The sequence below is a fragment of the Collinsella aerofaciens genome, from assembly GCF_039758815.1.
GTDB classification, from domain to species: Bacteria; Actinomycetota; Coriobacteriia; order Coriobacteriales; family Coriobacteriaceae; genus Collinsella; species Collinsella aerofaciens_BP.
Map to the genome: position 1 here is coordinate 1 of NZ_JBDMSK010000032.1, position 18,369 is coordinate 18,369.

The 18,369-nt window shown below is 60.6% G+C and carries 14 protein-coding genes; 2 read left to right on the forward strand and 12 right to left on the reverse strand.

The features are described 5' to 3' along the window. Nucleotides 1–229 precede the first annotated feature (229 nt). Complete coding sequence (locus ABHT90_RS09395) at nucleotides 230–1,345, forward strand: ATP-binding protein (RefSeq protein ID WP_346982321.1); 1,116 nt, start codon at nucleotides 230–232, stop codon at nucleotides 1,343–1,345. A 51-nt stretch (nucleotides 1,346–1,396) separates the two neighbouring features. On the opposite strand, the gene ABHT90_RS09400 is transcribed toward ABHT90_RS09395, so the two are convergent. The 12 genes from ABHT90_RS09400 to ABHT90_RS09455 form a co-directional block, all read right to left on the reverse strand. Then, a complete protein-coding gene (locus ABHT90_RS09400; RefSeq protein ID WP_346982322.1) occupies nucleotides 1,397–2,041 on the reverse strand; it encodes a DUF4867 family protein in 645 nt (214 codons plus the stop codon). 144 nt (nucleotides 2,042–2,185) lie between these two features. Next, the gene (locus ABHT90_RS09405) at nucleotides 2,186–2,674 is read right to left on the reverse strand and encodes an S-ribosylhomocysteine lyase (RefSeq protein ID WP_346982323.1); all 489 of its coding nucleotides are present in this window, start codon (nucleotides 2,672–2,674) and stop codon (nucleotides 2,186–2,188) included. Between the two features lie 152 nt (nucleotides 2,675–2,826). Beyond that, the gene (locus ABHT90_RS09410; RefSeq protein WP_346982324.1) at nucleotides 2,827–4,317 is read right to left on the reverse strand and encodes an FGGY family carbohydrate kinase; all 1,491 of its coding nucleotides are present in this window, start codon (nucleotides 4,315–4,317) and stop codon (nucleotides 2,827–2,829) included. Nucleotides 4,318–4,488: 171 nt separating this feature from the next. Then, on the reverse strand, nucleotides 4,489–5,427 hold the full coding sequence (locus ABHT90_RS09415; RefSeq protein WP_346982325.1) for a transketolase family protein: 939 nt from the start codon (nucleotides 5,425–5,427) through the stop codon (nucleotides 4,489–4,491). Then, nucleotides 5,420–6,256, reverse strand: a complete 837-nt coding sequence (locus ABHT90_RS09420; RefSeq protein ID WP_346982326.1) for a transketolase — start codon at nucleotides 6,254–6,256, stop codon at nucleotides 5,420–5,422. The genes ABHT90_RS09415 and ABHT90_RS09420 overlap by 8 nt, the downstream gene beginning before the upstream one ends. 171 nt (nucleotides 6,257–6,427) lie before the next feature. Continuing rightward, nucleotides 6,428–7,828, reverse strand: coding sequence for an L-fucose/L-arabinose isomerase family protein (locus tag ABHT90_RS09425; protein WP_346982327.1), 1,401 nt, complete (start codon nucleotides 7,826–7,828; stop codon nucleotides 6,428–6,430). Nucleotides 7,829–8,085: 257 nt separating this feature from the next. Beyond that, a complete protein-coding gene (locus ABHT90_RS09430; RefSeq protein WP_192923971.1) occupies nucleotides 8,086–9,096 on the reverse strand; it encodes a LacI family DNA-binding transcriptional regulator in 1,011 nt (336 codons plus the stop codon). Between the two features lie 182 nt (nucleotides 9,097–9,278). Then, a complete protein-coding gene (locus ABHT90_RS09435) occupies nucleotides 9,279–10,697 on the reverse strand; it encodes a 6-phospho-beta-glucosidase (RefSeq protein WP_346982328.1) in 1,419 nt (472 codons plus the stop codon). A 146-nt stretch (nucleotides 10,698–10,843) separates the two neighbouring features. Next, nucleotides 10,844–12,292: a PTS transporter subunit EIIC gene (locus ABHT90_RS09440; protein WP_346982329.1), complete on the reverse strand. Its 1,449-nt coding sequence runs from the start codon at nucleotides 12,290–12,292 to the stop codon at nucleotides 10,844–10,846. Nucleotides 12,293–12,362: 70 nt separating this feature from the next. Further along, complete coding sequence (locus ABHT90_RS09445; RefSeq protein ID WP_229030469.1) at nucleotides 12,363–13,202, reverse strand: PRD domain-containing protein; 840 nt, start codon at nucleotides 13,200–13,202, stop codon at nucleotides 12,363–12,365. 249 nt (nucleotides 13,203–13,451) lie between these two features. Further along, nucleotides 13,452–14,426, reverse strand: coding sequence for a nucleoside hydrolase (locus ABHT90_RS09450; protein ID WP_346982330.1), 975 nt, complete (start codon nucleotides 14,424–14,426; stop codon nucleotides 13,452–13,454). Between the two features lie 4 nt (nucleotides 14,427–14,430). Then, nucleotides 14,431–15,426, reverse strand: a complete 996-nt coding sequence (locus ABHT90_RS09455; RefSeq protein WP_346982331.1) for a ribokinase — start codon at nucleotides 15,424–15,426, stop codon at nucleotides 14,431–14,433. Between the two features lie 186 nt (nucleotides 15,427–15,612). Here ABHT90_RS09455 and ABHT90_RS09460 point away from each other — a divergent pair, with 186 nt between their 5' ends. Continuing rightward, a complete protein-coding gene (locus tag ABHT90_RS09460; protein ID WP_346982332.1) occupies nucleotides 15,613–17,856 on the forward strand; it encodes an acyltransferase family protein in 2,244 nt (747 codons plus the stop codon). The last annotated feature ends 513 nt before the right edge of the window (nucleotides 17,857–18,369 follow it).

The window sequence follows — 18,369 nt, forward strand, 5'->3', positions numbered from 1 at the left end:
GCCTGGCGTCAGCATGCCGCGATTCAGTCGCGCGGGCAGCATTTCCCAGTTGACAAAACTATAGGAACACCCCCCAAGGCAAAGGCAACCAAAGGCGCACCACAAAGGGGACAGGCACCTTTGTGGTGGTTTGGGGGGGCGGCGATCCCACATAGCCGCCCTCGGCCAGCAGGCAATTTGACTGAATAGGAAAAAAAGGAAAAAATAGGAAAAAAAGGAAAGGAGACTTATGACTGAAACCATCTTCTCCCCTTCATTTGGAAATCGCCCATCCTATCTCGTTGGGCGAGGAAGTGTAATTTCAACATTCATCTCCGGCCTTGAGCAGGAGCCGGGCAATCGAGACCGAGCCATGCTCATGCTCGGCCAGCGAGGCAGCGGCAAAACGGTTCTGCTGTGGGAACTTGCCGATCGCGCACGCAAGCTCGGCTTTGTTGTCGCCACGCCCACCGTAGCCTCCGAGGATATGCTCGAGCGCATTGTTGAGAAAATCCAGGAAGCAGGCGAGCCGTACGTCAATAAACGCCGCCTTCCCAAACTCACGAGCGGCAGTCTAAGTGTTTTTGGGTTCTCGGCAGGCCTCGAGTTCACACGAGACGTGCAGGAGACCAAGAGCTTTCAGTTCAAACTCACGCAGCTCGCGCGCAAACTGACCGAGCAGGGACACGGCACCCTCGTCCTTATCGACGAGCTCCAAGCAAATTCACCCGAGATCAGACAGCTCGTCACCGCCTATCAAGAGCTCGTCGGCGAGGGACTCAACGTCGCGCTCGTCATGGCGGGCCTCCCGGGAGCAGTCTCCGCGACACTCAACGACCGCGTACTGACATTTCTCAACCGCGCATGCAAAGTCACGCTCGAACCGCTTTCAGTCGGAGATGTCGATGCATATTATCAACGGGCTTTCGAAGAGCTCAACCTTGATATTCCAGGCGATCTTCGCCTCCGTGCCGCTCGTGCAACCCAAGGTTCGCCCTATATGCTGCAGCTCATCGGCTACAACATCGCCAATCGTTGCGAGGCCGGAAAACGCGTAACGCCAGAGCAAGTCGACGGAGCTATCGAAGCGTCAAAGGCCGATTTCGAAAACGATGTTTGTGAAACGACGCTCGCCGCGCTATCGGACCAAGACGTCGCGTTTCTCGCCGCAATGGCCGACGACGAAGGCGGCGAAGATGCCGTGTCACGCATTTCCGATGTGGCCGAGCGAATGTCGGTCACACCCGACTACGCGCAAAAGTATCGCCGCCGTCTTATCGACGCCGGCGTGATCGAACAGGCCCGCCGCGGGTATGTGCGTTTCGCTGTTCCTTATATGGCTGACTACCTGCGAAGTCAGCTGTAGCTGCAGACAAACCACCACAAAGGGGACAGGCACCTTTGTGGTGGTTTGGGGTTAGTCGCAGGTGATGTCGAGGTTCTTGCCGGTGAGGCCCACGTAGCCGCCCTCGGCAGCTTTGGGACTGTCGGCGTGGCAGAGAACCCACTTGTCGGCCTTCCAGTAGCAGTAGCTGTCACCGGCGGTAGGAATGTCGGCCGCAGCCTCGGGACGCGGACCGTTGGTACCTGCCGGCAGTGCGACCATCACCTGGAAGCCACCGTCGTCGACCATGCACGGCGTGTAGTGGAGCGTGGTGTTGAAGACCTCAACGACCTTGCCCGCCGGTACATGGAACGCCTTGACGCACGCGGTGTCGAGCTTGCCGTCCTCGATCTCCCAGCGATGCGCCACGAGCAGGATAAAGTCGCGCGCACCCAGGTTGAACTCGCTGGCACGGTGATACTCCAGGCAGTTGAGTCGTGTATTGTGGCCGTTGCACCAGCCGAGCTGGAAGGGACGGCCGCCAAACATGAGAAAGCCCAGCTTATCGGCATCCTTGACGCCCTCGAGCTCCGGCGCGCTTGCTACGTACTTGCTGCCCTCGGGGATGGGCGTAGCCGCGAGCGCCTCGATAAGTGGAGCGGTCAGGCTGGACGGAACGTCGTCCCAAACGTTGCCATAGGACTTGAACTCGGGATCAGAGACAGAGTAGATATGCATGTTCACTCCTGTTCGTAAATGTGACCATACGAACATTCTAGAACAAACATGAGCGATTTTGAACGCTCGTCCCGACCACTCAACAAAAAGGCGCCCCCGCATAAGCGAAGGCGCCCAATGCGCGCGTTTTAGGCGATAAAGCCCTTACGCCTGCTGATAATGCAGGTGCTTCTCATCGATATCGGCCAGGTCACGGTCGAGATAGCGGCGTGCGAGCCAGTTTGCCATGGGGAGGTTCTGGTCCAGATAGTTACCGCACTCCTCGGGAGCGGCACCGGGGACATCGCCCTCAAAGCCGGCGACAAACTCGAACAGCTCACGCACGAGCGGCAGAATCTCCTCGCTCGTCACCTCGCCAAACACGACGAGGTAAAAGCCCGTGCGGCAGCCCATGGGGCCAAAGTAGACAATGCTGTTCGACCACTCGGCATGGTTGCGAAGGAACGTCGCGCCCAGGTGCTCGATGGTGTGGCACTCGGCCGTGTTCATGGCCGGCTCCTTGTTGGGCGTGGTCAGGCGCAGGTCAAACGTGGTGACGGCAGCACCGGTCGCCGGATCGCGGTCGATGCGGCTCACATACACGCCGGGCTCAAGCAGCAGATGGTCAACGGAAAAACTCGCAATGCGCTCCATGGCAGATCCTCTCGGTAGTCAATTTGGGACGGGGCTCTTTTAGCTGGTTCAAATGGTCGCACCAATCATACCAGTCAAAAAAGCCCCGTCCCAAATGAGCTGCCTGGGGCGGGGATCGATGGGTTTTTAATCCCCGTCCCAGAAAAATCATGCTAGGCAGTGTACGAGATGGTGGCGGCTACGGCGTGGCGCCAGCCGGTGATCTTTTTGGCGCGCTCGTCGGCGGTCATGGCAGGCTCCACGATGCCGCGGGCCCCATAGACGTCGACGACATCGCGCGTATACATGCCCAGCGCAATGCCGCAGGCCCAGGCCGCACCCAGGCCGCTCATCTCGTCGTTGCTCGCGATGCGGATGGGCGAGCCAACCAAGTCGCTCTCAAACTGCATCAGGTACGCGTCGCGCGTGGGGCCGCCGTCAACACGAAGCTCGGCAAGTGCCGCGCCCGAATCCTCGACCATTGCGTCAATTACGTCAAAGATTTGATAGGCAATCGATTCGTCTGCAGCTTTTACGAACTCCGCGCGACCCGTGGTGCGCGTCATGCCAAAGACGCAGCCCTCGGCGTCGCTCGCCCAGTGCGGCGCGCCCAAGCCGGTAAACGCCGGCACAAAGTAGACACGACTCGCCGGATTGGCGGCGTAGCACAAGTCGGTGACTTCCTCGGGATTATTAATGAGCTCCAGGTCGTCGCGCAGCCACGTCTTGACGGCGCCGGCATAGCTCACGTTGCCCTCGAGCACGTACTCGGTCACGCCGTCCATGCGCCATGCGAGCGAGCTCGAAAGCCCGTGCGAGCTGGCAACGAACTCGTTGCCGACGTTCATCATGACCGAGCTGCCGGTGCCATAGGTCGCCTTGGCCATGCCGCGACTATGGCAGCCCTGGGCAAACAAGGCCGCGTGGCTGTCGCCGAGCACGCCGTGAATGGGCACGGGCGCCGGCAAAAAGCCGCCCAGATCCGTCGTGCCGAACAGGCCGTCGGAATCGGTCACCTGCGGCAGGCAGGCCACGTCGACGCCAAAGGCCTCGCACACCGGCTCGCTCCAGCAGCCACGGCGCAGGTCAAAGAGCTGCGTGCGGCTGGCGTTGGACCAGTCGCAGCGGAACTCCGCGCCGCCCGTGAGCGTCCAAACCACCCAGGCATCGATGGTGCCCAGGCACAGCTCGCCCGCCGCAGCGGCCTCGGCAGCCGCCGGCACGTTTGCGAGAATCCAGGCCATCTTGCCCGCCGGATAGTAGGGCGAGAGCACCAGGCCCGTCGTGTCGCGCACCAGCTCGGCCACGCCCTCGCGCGCGGCCAGCTTGTCGCACAGCTCGCGGGCGCGGGCGCACTGCCACACCACGGCGTCGCACAGCGGCTCGCCCGTCGTGCGGTTCCAGGCAACGGTGGTCTCGCGCTGGTTGGAGATGCCGATGCCGGCGATGTCGGCCGGATCGACCCCGGTCTCCTCCACCACAGCGCGCGCCACGGCCAGCACATTGGCGGCAATCTCGGCCGGATCATGGCTCACCCAGCCGGCCTCGTTGACAATCTGGCGATGCGAGCGATCGGCACGATGAATCAAATGGCCGCCCTCGTCCACCAGCAGCGCCTTGGTGCCCTGCGTGGATTGATCGATTCCGATGATGTATTTGCTCATGTACTCTCCCATTCCTTCCGTCAAATCGAAGACGACCTGACGGACAAGGAGCGAGCGGCCGTCAAGTGCCGCAGATTGCCGTGAAAGAGGAGCGCCGCGTACTCTGTGTACGCAAGCGACGGTTTGAACGGCAAGGTGCGGTGCTTGGCGGCCGCGCAGCGTCTGTTTCTACTAGTTGCCGAGGAACTCGACAACGGTCTTGGCGATTCCGGCACCCGTCAGGCCGTAGTGTGCGAAGACCTCGGGGCTCGTGCCGGTGATGACCGGCGCGTCGGGCAGGGAGAGGCACTTGACCGGACGCGGGCAATGCTCGCCCACCACCTGCGCGACCATAGAACCCAGGCCGCCGAAGGGGCTGTGCTCCTCGACCGTCACGACGGCGCGCGTGGCACCGGCGGCCTCAATCACGGCCTCGGCGTCGAGCGGCTTGACGCAGTACATGTCGAGCACCGTTGCCGAAATGCCCTGCTCGGCCAGCAGGTCGGCGGCATCCGCGGCGTGGCGGACCATCTCGCCGGTGGCGACGAGCGTCACATCGGTGCCGCGGCGCACCCAGGTGGCGCGATCCATCTGGAACGGGCACTCGTCCTCGGTGTACACGTCCTCGACCGGGTTACGGCCCACGCGGATGTAGGCCGGCTTGTTGTCGGCGACCAGGGCGCGCACGAGCTCGGCGGTCTGGAAGCGGTCACTCGGCAGATACACGCGCATGTTGGGAATCGCGCTCATGGCGGCGATATCCTGCGCGGAGTGGTGGCTCATGCCCAAGGCGCCGTAGGACACGCCGCCCGAGATGCCGATGAGCTTGACGTTGGTGTTGGAGTACGAGACGTCGACCTTGCACTGTTCATACGAGCGCGTGGTCACAAAGGACGCCGGCGAGGCGGCCCAGGCCTTCTTGCCGCACGAAGCCATGCCGGCGGCGATGCTCACCAGGTCCTGCTCTGCGATGCCGACCTCGACGGACTGCTGGGGATACTGATCAAAGAAGGGCGTGAGCGATGCGGAACCGCGGGAATCGGAGCACAGGACGACGATATCCTTATCGGTCTTCGCGGCCTCGAGCAGCGTGTCGCAGATAACCTTGCGATTGGCGATCTTGTTAGCCATTGATGGCCTCCTTATGGGCAGCGAAATCGGCGATGATCTGGGCATATTCCTCATCGTTGGGCAGGTGATGGTGCCAGGAGGCCTTGTCCTCCATAACGGGCGAGCCATAGCCCTTCACCGTGTTGAGGATGATGACCGTGGGCTTGCCGCAGGTCTCGGCCGCAAGCGTCAGCGCGGCGTCGATGGCCTGGACGTCGTTGCCCGGAATGGAGAGCACGTTCCAGCCGAAGGCGGCCCAGCGCTCCTCCTGCGAGTCCTGCTTCATAACGTCCTCGGTGCTGCCGCTGATCTGCAGGCGGTTGCGGTCCACGAGCGCGCACAGGTTATCGAGCTGGTAGTTGCCGCCGCTCATGGCGCCCTCCCAGACCGAGCCCTCGGCAAGTTCGCCATCGCCCATGATGGTGTAGACGCGGTAGTCGCGGCCGTCCATCTTGCCGGCGAGCGCCATGCCCACGGCAACGGGCAGGCCGTGACCCAACGAGCCCGAGTTCATCTCGATGCCCTTGAGCTTGTTGTTGGGATGGCCGATGTAGGGGCTGCCGAACTTGGAGAAGCGGGCCTTGACGTCATCGAGGTCAAGATAGCCCTCGTGGCAGAGCACCGCGTAGTAGGCCTCCATGGCGTGGCCCTTGGAGAGCACGAAGCGGTCGCGGTTGGGATCGTCGACGGTCTCGGGCGAAATGTTGAGGTGGTTGGCGTAGAGGGTCATGAGGGCGTCGATCACCGACATGTCACCGCCGATGTGGCCGCCGGCACCAGCCATGATGATATCGACGCAATCGCGGCGAAGGTCCCAACGCAGGGACTCAAGCTCTTCGATAGTTGCCACGAAAAACTCCTTTCAGGGAATTTCTAAAGTCAGAGCCACCGCGTTTCCACAGTGCCCAAGATTGCGGTGAAAGAGGAGCGCCGCGTACTTTGGTACGCAAGCGACGGCTTGAACCGCAAGGTTGGGTGCTGTGGTAGCGCGCCGGCTCGTTGCTACAAAGTAGGCACGACCCTACTCACCGCGCAGGTAAGCTTTAACGTCCTGCTCAATAGGGTCGTATAGGTCGGGGGCGATGCCGATGTACTTGCACGCCTCGTAGAGCACCGGCACCACGTTGGCGTGAATGGCGACGCAGTGGTGGATGTAGGGACCCTCAACGATCTTGGCCTCGAGGCGCTTGAGGTTGTCGACCTCGACCCACAGGTAGGTGCCCATGCCGGCCGGGCCGTCGATGCCGCGGGCATTGCCCAGCAGCAGCGAGTACTCGCCGTTGTCGCCGTCAAAACGGGCAAGGGTGAGGTCGCCGTGCTTGGCCTCGGCCGTCAGCGCGCCGGGGTGATCGAACGCCAGCGGGTAGGTGAGCTTGGGCTTGACGGCCGCGCAGCTGCAGGGCCAGGGGCCGCAGTGCTGCAGCAGCTCGCCGTTCTCGTTGTCGGGATGACGCACGGTCCAGTCGGCGAACATGCCGCGGTGACGGCCCAGGTCGGCGGCCTCGACCATCAGCGCGGTGATGGCGCCGTGGATATCGGTCTCGCACACGACGGGGATGCCCATCTCGTTGAGGATGGCGTTGGCGGCGCAGGGCATAATGCCCAGCTCGTCCTGCAGAGCGTTCCAGCACTGAATGGCACCGGCGTTGCAGCCATACTTCTCGACCAAGCGCTTCATGGCGATGGCAAGACCGGCGACCGCGGGGACCTTGTCCTCGGGGATGCAGATCTCAAAGCTGTCGTTGATGTGGGCAAGCATGGCGGCCATGGCCTGCTCGTCGGCCTGGGCGTCGCGCACAGCCTGGACAAGTTCGGTCATGGGGATAGGCGAAAGCTGGATGTTGAACTTCTCGAGCAGCTCGCCCTCGTTGCACATGGTCGACCAGAAGTCGAACGGACGGGTGGCCATCTGCAGGATGCGGGTGTGCTTGAAGGTCTTGACCACGTTGCAAACGGCCAAAAAGTCCCAAACGCCGCGCTCGAACTCGGGGTCGGTCAGGCGGCAGTTGGTCATGTAGGTGAAGGGAACCTGGAAGCGGCGCAGGACCTTGCCGGTGGCGAACAGGCCGCACTGGCTATCGCGCAGGCGTGTGCCGTCGGGCTCGGGGCGCTCGTCGCGCGGACCCCACAGCAGTACGGGTAGACCGAGCTCGCGGGCAAGGCGAGCGCAAACGTACTCGGTGCCAAAGTTGGCGTGGCACAGCATAATGCCATCGACGCCCTCGGCGCGGAATTTCTTGACGATGGGCTCGATATGGCTGTCGTCGAACAGCAGGCCCTCTTCATTGATGTCGTCGATATCCACGATGTCGACGCCGATCTCGCGCAGGCGATCAGCCGTCAGGCCGCGATACTTGATTGCGTCCGGCGCGCTAAAGATACTGCGGCGCGTGGGCACAAAACCGAGCTTGATCTTATCCATGTACGTCCTCCCCTAGTCACATGTTCAGTAAACAGACGTGTGTTTCGTTTTGTTCTGTTTACTAAATGTTTTACTCCAGTGTTTAGAAGTTTAACGCGAAATACCCGTAGACGGTAGAGAAATCAGCCTAAACGGTATGTAAACAAACTGAACATACAAGGGCATCAAAAAGAGGGCCCAAAGGACCCTCTCTTAGTAGCGTTATGTATGGCTGCCTTAGCGAGCTTTGCCTCCCTACGGCCCAGCGTTGCCTTTGCCTAGATCTCACGCACGCTTTGGCGCTCGACAAAATAGGTCGACACGGCCGTCTTGCAGGTATAGCTCTTGGGATTGCGGATGTTGCCCACCAGGCGGCGCACCGCGATCTCGCCCACCTCGTGCTTGGGAACGTGCACCGTGGTGAGCGGCGGATTGGAGAAGGCGCCCAACGACAGGTCGTCAAAGCCGATGATCGAGACATCCTCGGGCACGCGAATACCGTGCTCGTTGAACGCGCGCATGGCGCCCACGGCGAGCACGTCGTTCTCGGCAAAGAAAGCCGTCGGCAGATCGTCGCGCGAGACGTTGTCGAGCCACACGCCCATGTCGTGATAAGCGCCCTCGAGCGTGGTACCCAGCGTGACGTGCCATGCCGGGTTGGCCTCAAGATCCGCGTCCTCAAGCGCTTGGCGATAGCCGCGCTCGCGGTCCTTAAAGTTGCGGATCCGAAGGTCGCCCGCCAGATAGCCGATTTGCCTGTGGCCTTTCTCGATAAGGTAATCCACGGCACGCAGCACCGAATCGGTGTTGGCGATGACTACGGCATCGAAGTACTGGCGATCGCTCCAGCCGTCGAGCACAATCAGGTGGGCGGCAGCGTCGGCGAACAGGGCGTAGTCCTCCTCGCCCAGCTCGGTACCCATCAGCACGATGGCGGCCGACGGGTCGGCGATCAGGCCCTCGACCTGCGGGCGCACGGCGTCCAGGTCGCTAAAGTCGAGCGAGACAAAGCTCGTGCTCATGCCGTGGCGACGCGCCTGGCGCTCCACGCCCTCGATGACCGCGGGATGGAAGGTGCTCTCGTCCAGGATGGCGCCCGTCTTGCGCGCAAGCACAAACTGGATGCTCTCGAGCTGCGTCGACTGCTGATAGCCAAGCGACTGCGCGCACTCTAGGATGACCTTGGCGGTCTCCTCGCTCACGCTGCGCTTGCGGTTGAGCGCGTTGGACACGGTTGCGGGCGAAAAGCCGGTAATGCGGCTGATCTCGCGGACGCTTGCTTTAGCCATCGTTCCCCCTAGCATCGGTCGCGGCCGAGCATCGTGGCTTGACCGCCCCGTGGCTCGGCAACTAAACGACCGCAAATTCAATCTAAACAGAATAGTAAATGTTTAATAGCTAGTTTAGCCTGTTGTCAAGCGAAGTGGCACGACTATTCCCCCAACGGGCGCATTTGTCCATCTTAACGTTATTACGCAAGGTCTTCGCCATTGCTTGCTATTACGCGTCGGTACCATTCGAAGCTTTTCTTTTTACGTCTCTCAAACGAGCCCGCACCGCTATCGTCTCGATCGACATAGATAAACCCGTAGCGCTTACGCATCTGTCCTGTGGCGACCGAAACCAAATCGATCGGGCCCCAACAGGTATATCCCATGAGTTCCACCCCGTCGAGCTCGACGGTCTCCCTCATCGCCTCGATGTGGGCCCGCAGGTATTCAACTCGATAGTCGTCTTCTATTTCACCCGAATCTTCCGGCACATCAGGAGCACCCAAACCGTTTTCGACGATGAACAGCGGCTTTTGATAGCGATCCCAGATTTCATTCATGGTGACGCGCAGCCCTTTGGGGTCGATAAACCTCCCCCAAGGCTCCTGTTTTAGATACGGATTAGGCGCCGAGCGAAGAAGGTTCGAATCGAGCTGACCTTCCGCATGCGCTTTTGCGACGCGCGTCGAGTAATACGAAAACGAGACGAAATCGACCAGGTTTGCAGCCAGTACTTCGCGGTCATCATCCCGATAGGGCACCTCAAAACCATGGCGGGCGTATTCCTTGAGAACATAGCTCGGGTACGCACCGCGCACCTGGACGTCGGTAAACATGTAATGGCTGCGATTCTCAGCCTGCGCAGCCAGCACATCGTCCGGATCACATGTAGCCGGATAGAAGACACCTGCGTTGAGCATGCAACCGATCTTCGCCCCGGGGCACAGTTCATGACACGCCCCGACCGCACGGGCACTCGCAACCAATACATGGTGCACGGCCGTGTGAACCGTTGCATAGCGATTCTCCCCTTGCTCGAAGATGATCCCCGCCGCCATAAAGCACGCCTGCGTCATGATGTTGATCTCGTTAAAGGTCAGCCAATAATTGACCAATCCCCGATAGCGCTCGAACACGGTACGCGAATATCGATCGAACAGGTCGACCAACCTGCGATCGCGCCATCCGCCATACGCATCGACGAGATGCATGGGGACATCATAGTGGTTGAGCGTCACCAAAGGCTCAATGCCATGCGCGCGGCACGTCCTAAAAACATCCTCGTAAAAGGCAAGGCCTTCTTCATTGGGCTCGGCTTCGTCTCCTTTGGGAAAAATGCGGCTCCAGGCGATCGATAAGCGCAGGCATTTAAAACCCATCTGGGCAAACAGTTCAATATCCTGCTTGTACCTATGGTAAAAATCAATGCCTTTGCGAGCGGGATAGAAGCTGTCGGGTGCCAACGCACGCGGATCAAGGTCTCCCCGCATGACGTCCATGCGTTGATCGCCAAACGGCAGCATGTCGGAATTGGCTAAACCGCGACCGCCTTCGTTCCATCCTCCCTCGCACTGGTTTGCAGCCAGAGCCCCGCCCCATAAAAAATCTTCTCTAAACATTATGGTGTCGTCCTTTCTATCAAATTCCCGGCCCACGCTGTCGAACGCAACGGACTCGGCAAGTGCCGTGCAACAGCACAGTACCGTTGCGCGGCCAAGGGGTCGGACCGCGCAACGGCTGGGGAGCATATTTGTGCAGTAGCCTCTTATGCCTCGACGGATTCAACGGCCTCAGAATCGCCGCTCTTGGACTTCAACGGCATCTTCTCCTGTCCATCAAATCCAAAAACCATCGCCAACGCAAACGTCACGGCACCGCCAGCAAGACACCCGATGGTGCCGGGGATGATATCCTGAGCAAACATGAGCACGTTCATCCATGGGAAACCAACGCCAGTGAAGATATAGACGTTGGCATGAAGAAGGCTTACCAGCAGACCACCGACAGCACCACCAATCATGTTCCAGGCAAGAGCTTTCTTGTCGCGAAACAGGATGCCGTAGATGATGGGCTCACTCACGCGACCGAAGGCATAGGTGATGAACAAGTTCCAGCCCGTGGCTCGATTCTCCTTGTCCTTAGCGCGCAGGCCATAGGCGAGCGCGATGGCAAGCGTGGTGTAGGCTACAACCGCGGCGCCGGGGTATAAGATGGCGTCGTAACCGTTCTGGAGCGCGGCGGGCAATATGGCGGTATAGATCGGCACGTGCATGCCGGTGGCGATGATCAGATTCCAGAATGCGCCGATAACCGCGGTCGCAGCGGGACCGGCAACAGAGGCGAGCCAAATGATGAAATCGGCCACAAGGCCCATGACAAATTGGACGGCAGGGCCGCAGAGGCACAGCGCGACCGGCAACATCACGAGCACCGTACCCACGGGTACGATCAGAACGCGCAACATATCAGGCGAGATCTTCTTAAAGAAGCGCTCAACATAGGACTGGGCCCAGGTGATCAAGATGACCGGAAGAACAGCCTGGGTGTAGTTGACGAGCTGCATGGGGATGCCGAAGACGCTGAAAGGCTTTCCGTCCTCAACAATAGCGAGCATGTCGGGGTAAATCATCACAACGGCGATGAGCAGTGCCAGCACAGGACTCGTTTTGAACTTCTTAGCCGAGCTATAGGCGGCAAACACCGGGAAGTAGTAATACGCCGCATCGCCCACCAGGGAAAGGATCCGATACAGGTCGCTCGTTTCGGACATAAAACCGGCGCCTTCGGGCCCAAACAGAATAACGAGCATCTTGAAGATACCGGCGACACAAAAGATCGGAAGGATCGGGGTGATAGCGCCGCTCACGGCATCGAGCAGCTGATTGAAGAGGTGCTTGGGTGCCAAGCGCTCCTTCCAGCTAAGCTGAGGGCCATCGAGTTCCTCGTCAATCGATACCGTGACCTCGAATCCGCCCTGCTTACAAACCTCGTCGTAGACCTTGTCGACCGTGGGCCCGATCACCAGCTGCACCTGCCCTCCGGCGTGCACGACGCTGATGATAGACGAGATGTCCTCAAGCTTCTCATCATTCGAGAGGCTTTCATCCTTGAGGCTGAAGCGCAGGCGCGTCATGCAATGCGTAACCGAAGCCACGTTTTCCGCCCCGCCCACAGTGGAGAGAATCTGCTCTGCCACCTTTTTGTAATTTGCCATCATTGGCTCCTTTGCACAATCTTGGCTTACTGTTCGAATCGGCAAAGGTCATGCCCCGAATGGCTACGGGTTACAATCCTTTTTTGGAGATGATCCGGTTGAGATGGATCATCAGATAGAGTTCCTCCTCCTCGGAGAGCGTGGCGTCCCACGTTTCACGACAATAGGAACCGATATGCTTCACGCACTCTGCCAACTGCGGAAACTCCTCACGAAAGTTCTTGTACATCTGCATGTTGGCGCTGTTCAGCGACTCGCCGGCTTGAATGCGCTTGAACAGGTACCGCAGATGCGTGGCGAAGCGGGTGAAATCAAAGGAATCGCGGTCGACAATAATGCGGAAATCGCTTTCGAGAATCTCGATAACGTCCTCGAGCATATCGTCGAACTGCTTTGCGGGCTCGGCCGTGGCTTTGACGGCTTCAACAACCCGTGCGTTCACGAGATTCATCGCAATACTGGCAATCTCATCCTTGGGAAGCCGCTCTCCGAGCTCCTTCTCGAGTCGCATGACGATAAACTGGGCAGCCTTGTATTCCTTCGGATACGTCTCCCGCACTTCATAGGCAAGAGGCATCGCGATGCGGACCCCCTTTTGGGCTCGCGCAACGGCAAACGACAGGTGATCAGCCATGAACAGCGTCGCATTGGTCGAGAGGTCGTAGGGCAGTTCGTTGGCAACGATGTCCATAACTTTCGCCGCAAACATCACGATATCCGAGGGAAGATCCCTCATGACATCTTGTCCTTTAGGATCAATGTCGTAAAACGTATGCTCGATTTTAGAAAGAGGGAGCTCTCGAGGAAAATCTCCGCCGAAACCGACGCCCCTACCCATGGCGATGACATCTCGCCCCTGTCCGTCACGGCAAAGAACCGCGTTGTTGTTAAGCTTTTTAATTGCAAGCATGGTGAACCTCCTTTCAAGAACACTCACAGAAAAAGGCATGATAGCCAATAGCAGTGCTATTGCGGTCATGCCTTACGTAACAATCCGTGTTGTATTGCTCTTGGGCATGCCTCCACACAGGAGTAACAATCCAAGATGCAGAATGCATTATAGCGCTCTCCCCGCCCCGGGGACCATCGGGCTGGTGAACGGTAGATGTCGGCCCGCCAGCGGCCACATCGAGCAGATGGGCGTGCTTCGATCCCGAGCCTAGCCTAGGATGCGGGCCATACGTGTCTTGAACTCAGACAGGAAGCGCGGGGCATCCACGGTCAGTGCCACAAGCGCGCTCTTGTCCGGATCGGATAGGCGGCGCTCGTCGCAAATGGTGCGGCCGCGATACTCGCCCAGCAGATCAACACGCAGATTGCAGCCGAGCGCACCCACGAGCGTGGGGTCAATCGCCACAGCGACGGCAAGCGGATCGTGCAGCGCGCAGCCACCCAGGTAGGGGTCGTTCATCTCGTACGAGCCAATGTAGTGCTCCACCATGCTCGCAAATGCGCAACCGGCCATGGTGCCCGAGCCCGTCCAGCCGGCAATGTCGCGACGCGTGAGCACCACGCGATGCGTCACATCCAGACCCACCATAGTGAGCTTGCGGCCCGAACGTAGCACGGCATCGGCCGCCTCGGGATCGCTTGCCATGTTGGCCTCGGCGCCCGCACTCACGTTTCCGGGCACGGTCAGGGCGCCGCCCATCACGACCACGCGACCGATAGACATCATCGCCGCCGCATCGCGCTCCAAGGCAAGTGCCAGGTTGGAGAGCGGACCGGTCGCCACGTAGATCAGATCGGGGCCATAGGTGCGCGCGGCATCGATCAGATAATCGACCGCAGCGTTGCCATCAGCCGATGTCGCCCCCACCGGCTCGTACGGCGACGCGGGCACGCTCGCCCCACCAATGCCGTTCTTGCCGTGGATGAGCGTGGTGGACGCCGGCGGTGTATAGGGCTCAGTCGCCTTAATGGGACGATCGGCGCCCAGGTACACCGGCACCTCGGGGCGACCCAGCAGATCGAGCACCGCCAGGCAGTTGTGCGCCGATTGCTCAACGCGCACGTTGCCAAAGCACGTGGTGATGCCCACGAGCTCCACCTCGGGGCTCGCGATGGCATAGGCAAGCGCCATCGCATCGTCCACACCCATATCCAGATCGAGGATCAGCTTCTTGATTGCCATTGTTCTACTCCGCTTCTCCGTCTTGTACTAAATCGTCTAAATCAAACACACGCTCAACTTCGGCGCGCGTGGGAATCGACTGTTGCGCGCCCAGGCGCGACACCGTCACTGCCGAGGCGCGAGCACCCGCGGCCATGCACTCAAGGAGCGGCAAGCCCTCTAGACGAGCCGCCGCCAACGCGCCGATAAACGTATCGCCGGCGGCCGTGGTATCGACTACCGTGCTTGAAAGCGCCGGCATGCGCAGCAGATCACCGCCATCGCCGAGCGTAACCGAGCCGGCGCCGCCCAACGTGATGACCGCAGCGCCGGCGCCCTTAGCAAGCAGGGCGTTGAGCGCAGCGGCGCAGCTCTCATCGTCCTTGGGCAGGATACCCGTCAGAACCTGGCACTCGGTCTCGTTGGGGCAGACCAAGTCGACCGCAAGCCAGGCCTCCGCAGGCAACTCACAGGCGGGCGCTGGATTAAAGACCGTATAGAACCCCAGCTCGTGAGCGCAAACAAGCGCCTCGGCAGTCGCTGCAAGGTCACATTCGCCCTGGGCGATAAAAACGCTGCCAGCCGCCGGAGCGAACTCGCATGCATCGCCATCGAACTCATCGGCCACCAGGTGCCTCAGCACGCAGGCAACGTCCTCGCCCGCAAGCGCATGGTTGGCGCCCGGCGACAGCACGATGCGGTTGTCGCCCTCACAGCGAATGATGGTCGCCGTGCCCGTCTCCACGTCATCGCGACGCGCCACAAAGTCACAGTCCACGCCGGCATCCTGAAGCCCCGCCACCAGCGCATCGCCAAACGCATCGCGCCCGACCGCGCCGATCATGCGCGTGCGCGCGCCCATGCGCGCGGCAGCCACGGCCTGGTTAGCGCCTTTGCCGCCGGCGTTGGTGATAAAACCGCTGCCACCGACGGTCTCGCCCGCGCGCGGCATGCGCTCGCACGCCACCGAAAGGTCCATGTTCATGCTGCCGAACACCGCAACGATGCCGCGATCTGCCATGGAAACCTCCTCATCTGCGGGCCTTATGCCCACCGTCGGCCGTCGATCGTGCGCTCTCGCACCTCTATAACTTTAGTTCACTTTGATGTGAACGCGCCCTTGAGGTTGCGCCAGCAGCAAGCATTCACAGGAGCAGGCAGCTACAATGAATATGTGCTGATTATTTTCGTCATTGGATGATGTGTTATGGAACAATTCCCGCAATCGAGCCCACGCGGCCCGCGCCGCGCGCCCGATAACCAGGCGCCGCACGAACGCCCGCGCGCCGACCGCCGCACCGGCGAGTCGCGACGTGGCCCGAGCCCGCATCGAACGCCCACCAACAAGGGCGCCTATGCAGCCAAGACCAACACCGGCGCCACACGCTCGTCCGCTACCGACCAGCAGGCGCCCGCTCGTCCCAAGTCCCGCTACATTCCTGCGCTCGACGGCCTGCGCACGCTTGCCGTCGTCGCGGTGGTGCTCTATCACCTCAACCTCACGTGGGCTCAGGGCGGCCTGCTCGGCGTCACGATCTTCTTTGTGCTTTCGGGCTATCTGATCACGCGCTTGCTGCTCAACGAAGTCGCCAAGACCGGCCGCATCGACCTTAAGAGCTTCTGGATTCGCCGTATCCGTCGCCTGGTCCCCGCCGTGGTAACGGTAGTGTGCGTGACCTGCGCGCTGTGCACCATCTTTAACCACGTGATGCTCACCAAGATGCGCCCCGACATCTTGCCGTCGCTGCTGTTCTTCAACAACTGGTGGCAGATTGCCCAAAACGTCTCGTACTTCAATGCTCTGGGCGACCCCTCGCCGCTCACGCACTTTTGGTCGCTTGCCATCGAGGAACAGTTCTACCTGATTTGGCCGCCACTGCTGTTTGCCATGGTATCCATGCATGTGAGCAAGCCCAACACGCGCCGCGTGGTTCTGGGCCTTGCCGCGGTATCTGCCCTCGCCATGATGGTGCTTTACAACCCTGCCGCCAACCCCAGCCGCGTGTACTACGGCACCGACACCCGCGTGTTCTCGCTGCTGCTGGGTGCCTGGATGGCCTTTATCCCCGATCGCGACCTGGCGCCGGTGCGTCTCGCACATCGTTTGGGGCTCAATCGCCTGGCTGGCGCCGCCAAACATGGCAAGAGCGCCGAGGGCAAGCCTGGCGAGAAGGCCGACGAATCAGCCGAGACCGCCCCGGCACAGCCGAGCGCCCTCGTGCGCTTTTGGTCCTCGCCCGCATCCATCGATGTGTTGGGCGTCGTGGGCCTGGTTGGCCTTGCCGCCATGGTCGCGCTCACCAACGGCTACACCGCGTTCCAGTATCGCGGCGGCACGCTTTTATGCTCCATCCTCACGCTCATGGTCATCGCGGCCTGCGTGCAGCCCCAGGGAATGGTTGCCCGTGCGCTGTCCGCCGAGCCGCTCGTGTGGATTGGCAAACGCTCGTACAGCATCTACCTGTGGCACTATCCGCTGCTGTTGCTCATGAACCCGGTCGCTAACATCAACGATACGCCCTGGTGGCAGTACATCTTGCAGGTACTTGTGGTGGTCGCCGTAGCCGAGTGCTCCTATCGCTTTATCGAAACGCCGTTTAGGAAGGGCGCCTTCGGCCGCACCGTCGCCGAGTTCCGCGATGGCACCACCACGCCCGCCAACTGGGCACGCGCGCACGTCCCTGCCTGCGCAGCCTGCGCTGTCGTGTTGGTCGTTGCACTGGGCGGCCTGGTCTTTGTGCCCGAGACGTCTGCGCTGAGCGGCGAGGGCGCCGAGGTTCTGAACAAGGAAGCCAAAAACACCGCGCCCACCGACCAGCAGGCGGCCGACGACACCGACAGGAACAACGACGGCTTCCCCGATGGCTCCTACGACCTGTTGATGATCGGTGACTCCGTGTCGCTACGCGCCGTTGATTCCTTTGACGGTGTGTTTCCGCACAGCCATATCGATGCCGAAAAGGGCCGCCAGTTTGATGCGGGCCGCGCGACATTTGAGGGCTATATCCAGCAGAACCTTGCCGGCAAGATCGTGGTCTTTGCCCTGGGCACCAACGGTTTGGTAACGGACGCCCAGGTCGACGCGATCATGGCCGACGCCGGCGAGCAGCGTATTGTCGTGTTTGTAAACACGCGTAGCCCGCAGCCGTGGGTCGGGTCCACGAACCAGGCCATCGCCAACGCCGCCACGCGCTACAAGAATGTACGCGTTATCGACTGGTACGGGTACAGCACCAACCGCAACGACCTGTTCGACGGCGACGGCACGCACCTGTCGACCACCGGCGTGACCGAGTACCTCAACCTGATCCACGATGCAGTCAAGAAAGACCTGCCCGTGCACCCCGAGGACCACGTCAACGATCCGCAGCCGGCAGCCGTCAAGTCCGCCGGCGACGCACTCGTCAATGCCCTCGCCTACAAGCCGCACAAGCTGGGCACCGACAAGTAACGCGCAGCCAAATCTGCTTACACCCGCAGGGGGCGTCGGCCGTGGCCGACGCCCCCTGCGGCAGTTAGGGGCGCTCCTTTTGTGCCGGCACCTGGAGGCACTTCTGGCGTAGCCAATGAAGACCTCTACGGATGAATTCCAAGCCGCTCCGCCCCTCCAGACATCGTTTCCGTGCCTCGCGCCTGCGCCAAACAATCAAAACAAGCCCTTTTCGCCGCGACCTCAAAGGTCTGTGGGCAAAAAAGGGCAAATATGAGTACTGTTACCATTTTAGTAGCAGGCAAAACCACCCAAAATGACGTTCGGGCGACCCCTACAGCCCCCTAAAACAGCCAACCTGACTGGTTTAAGGCATATTGGAGCCACTTTTAATGAACATACTATAGGTTATGTTCATTATCTTCTTGGATGTAAATGCTATTCGCTTAGCAACAGTGGTAGCGCGCAGAGATGTGGTGTAAGAGGCGGGGCATGCCTCGCCTCTTCCCTTTCTTGAAAGGGAGGGGACACCGC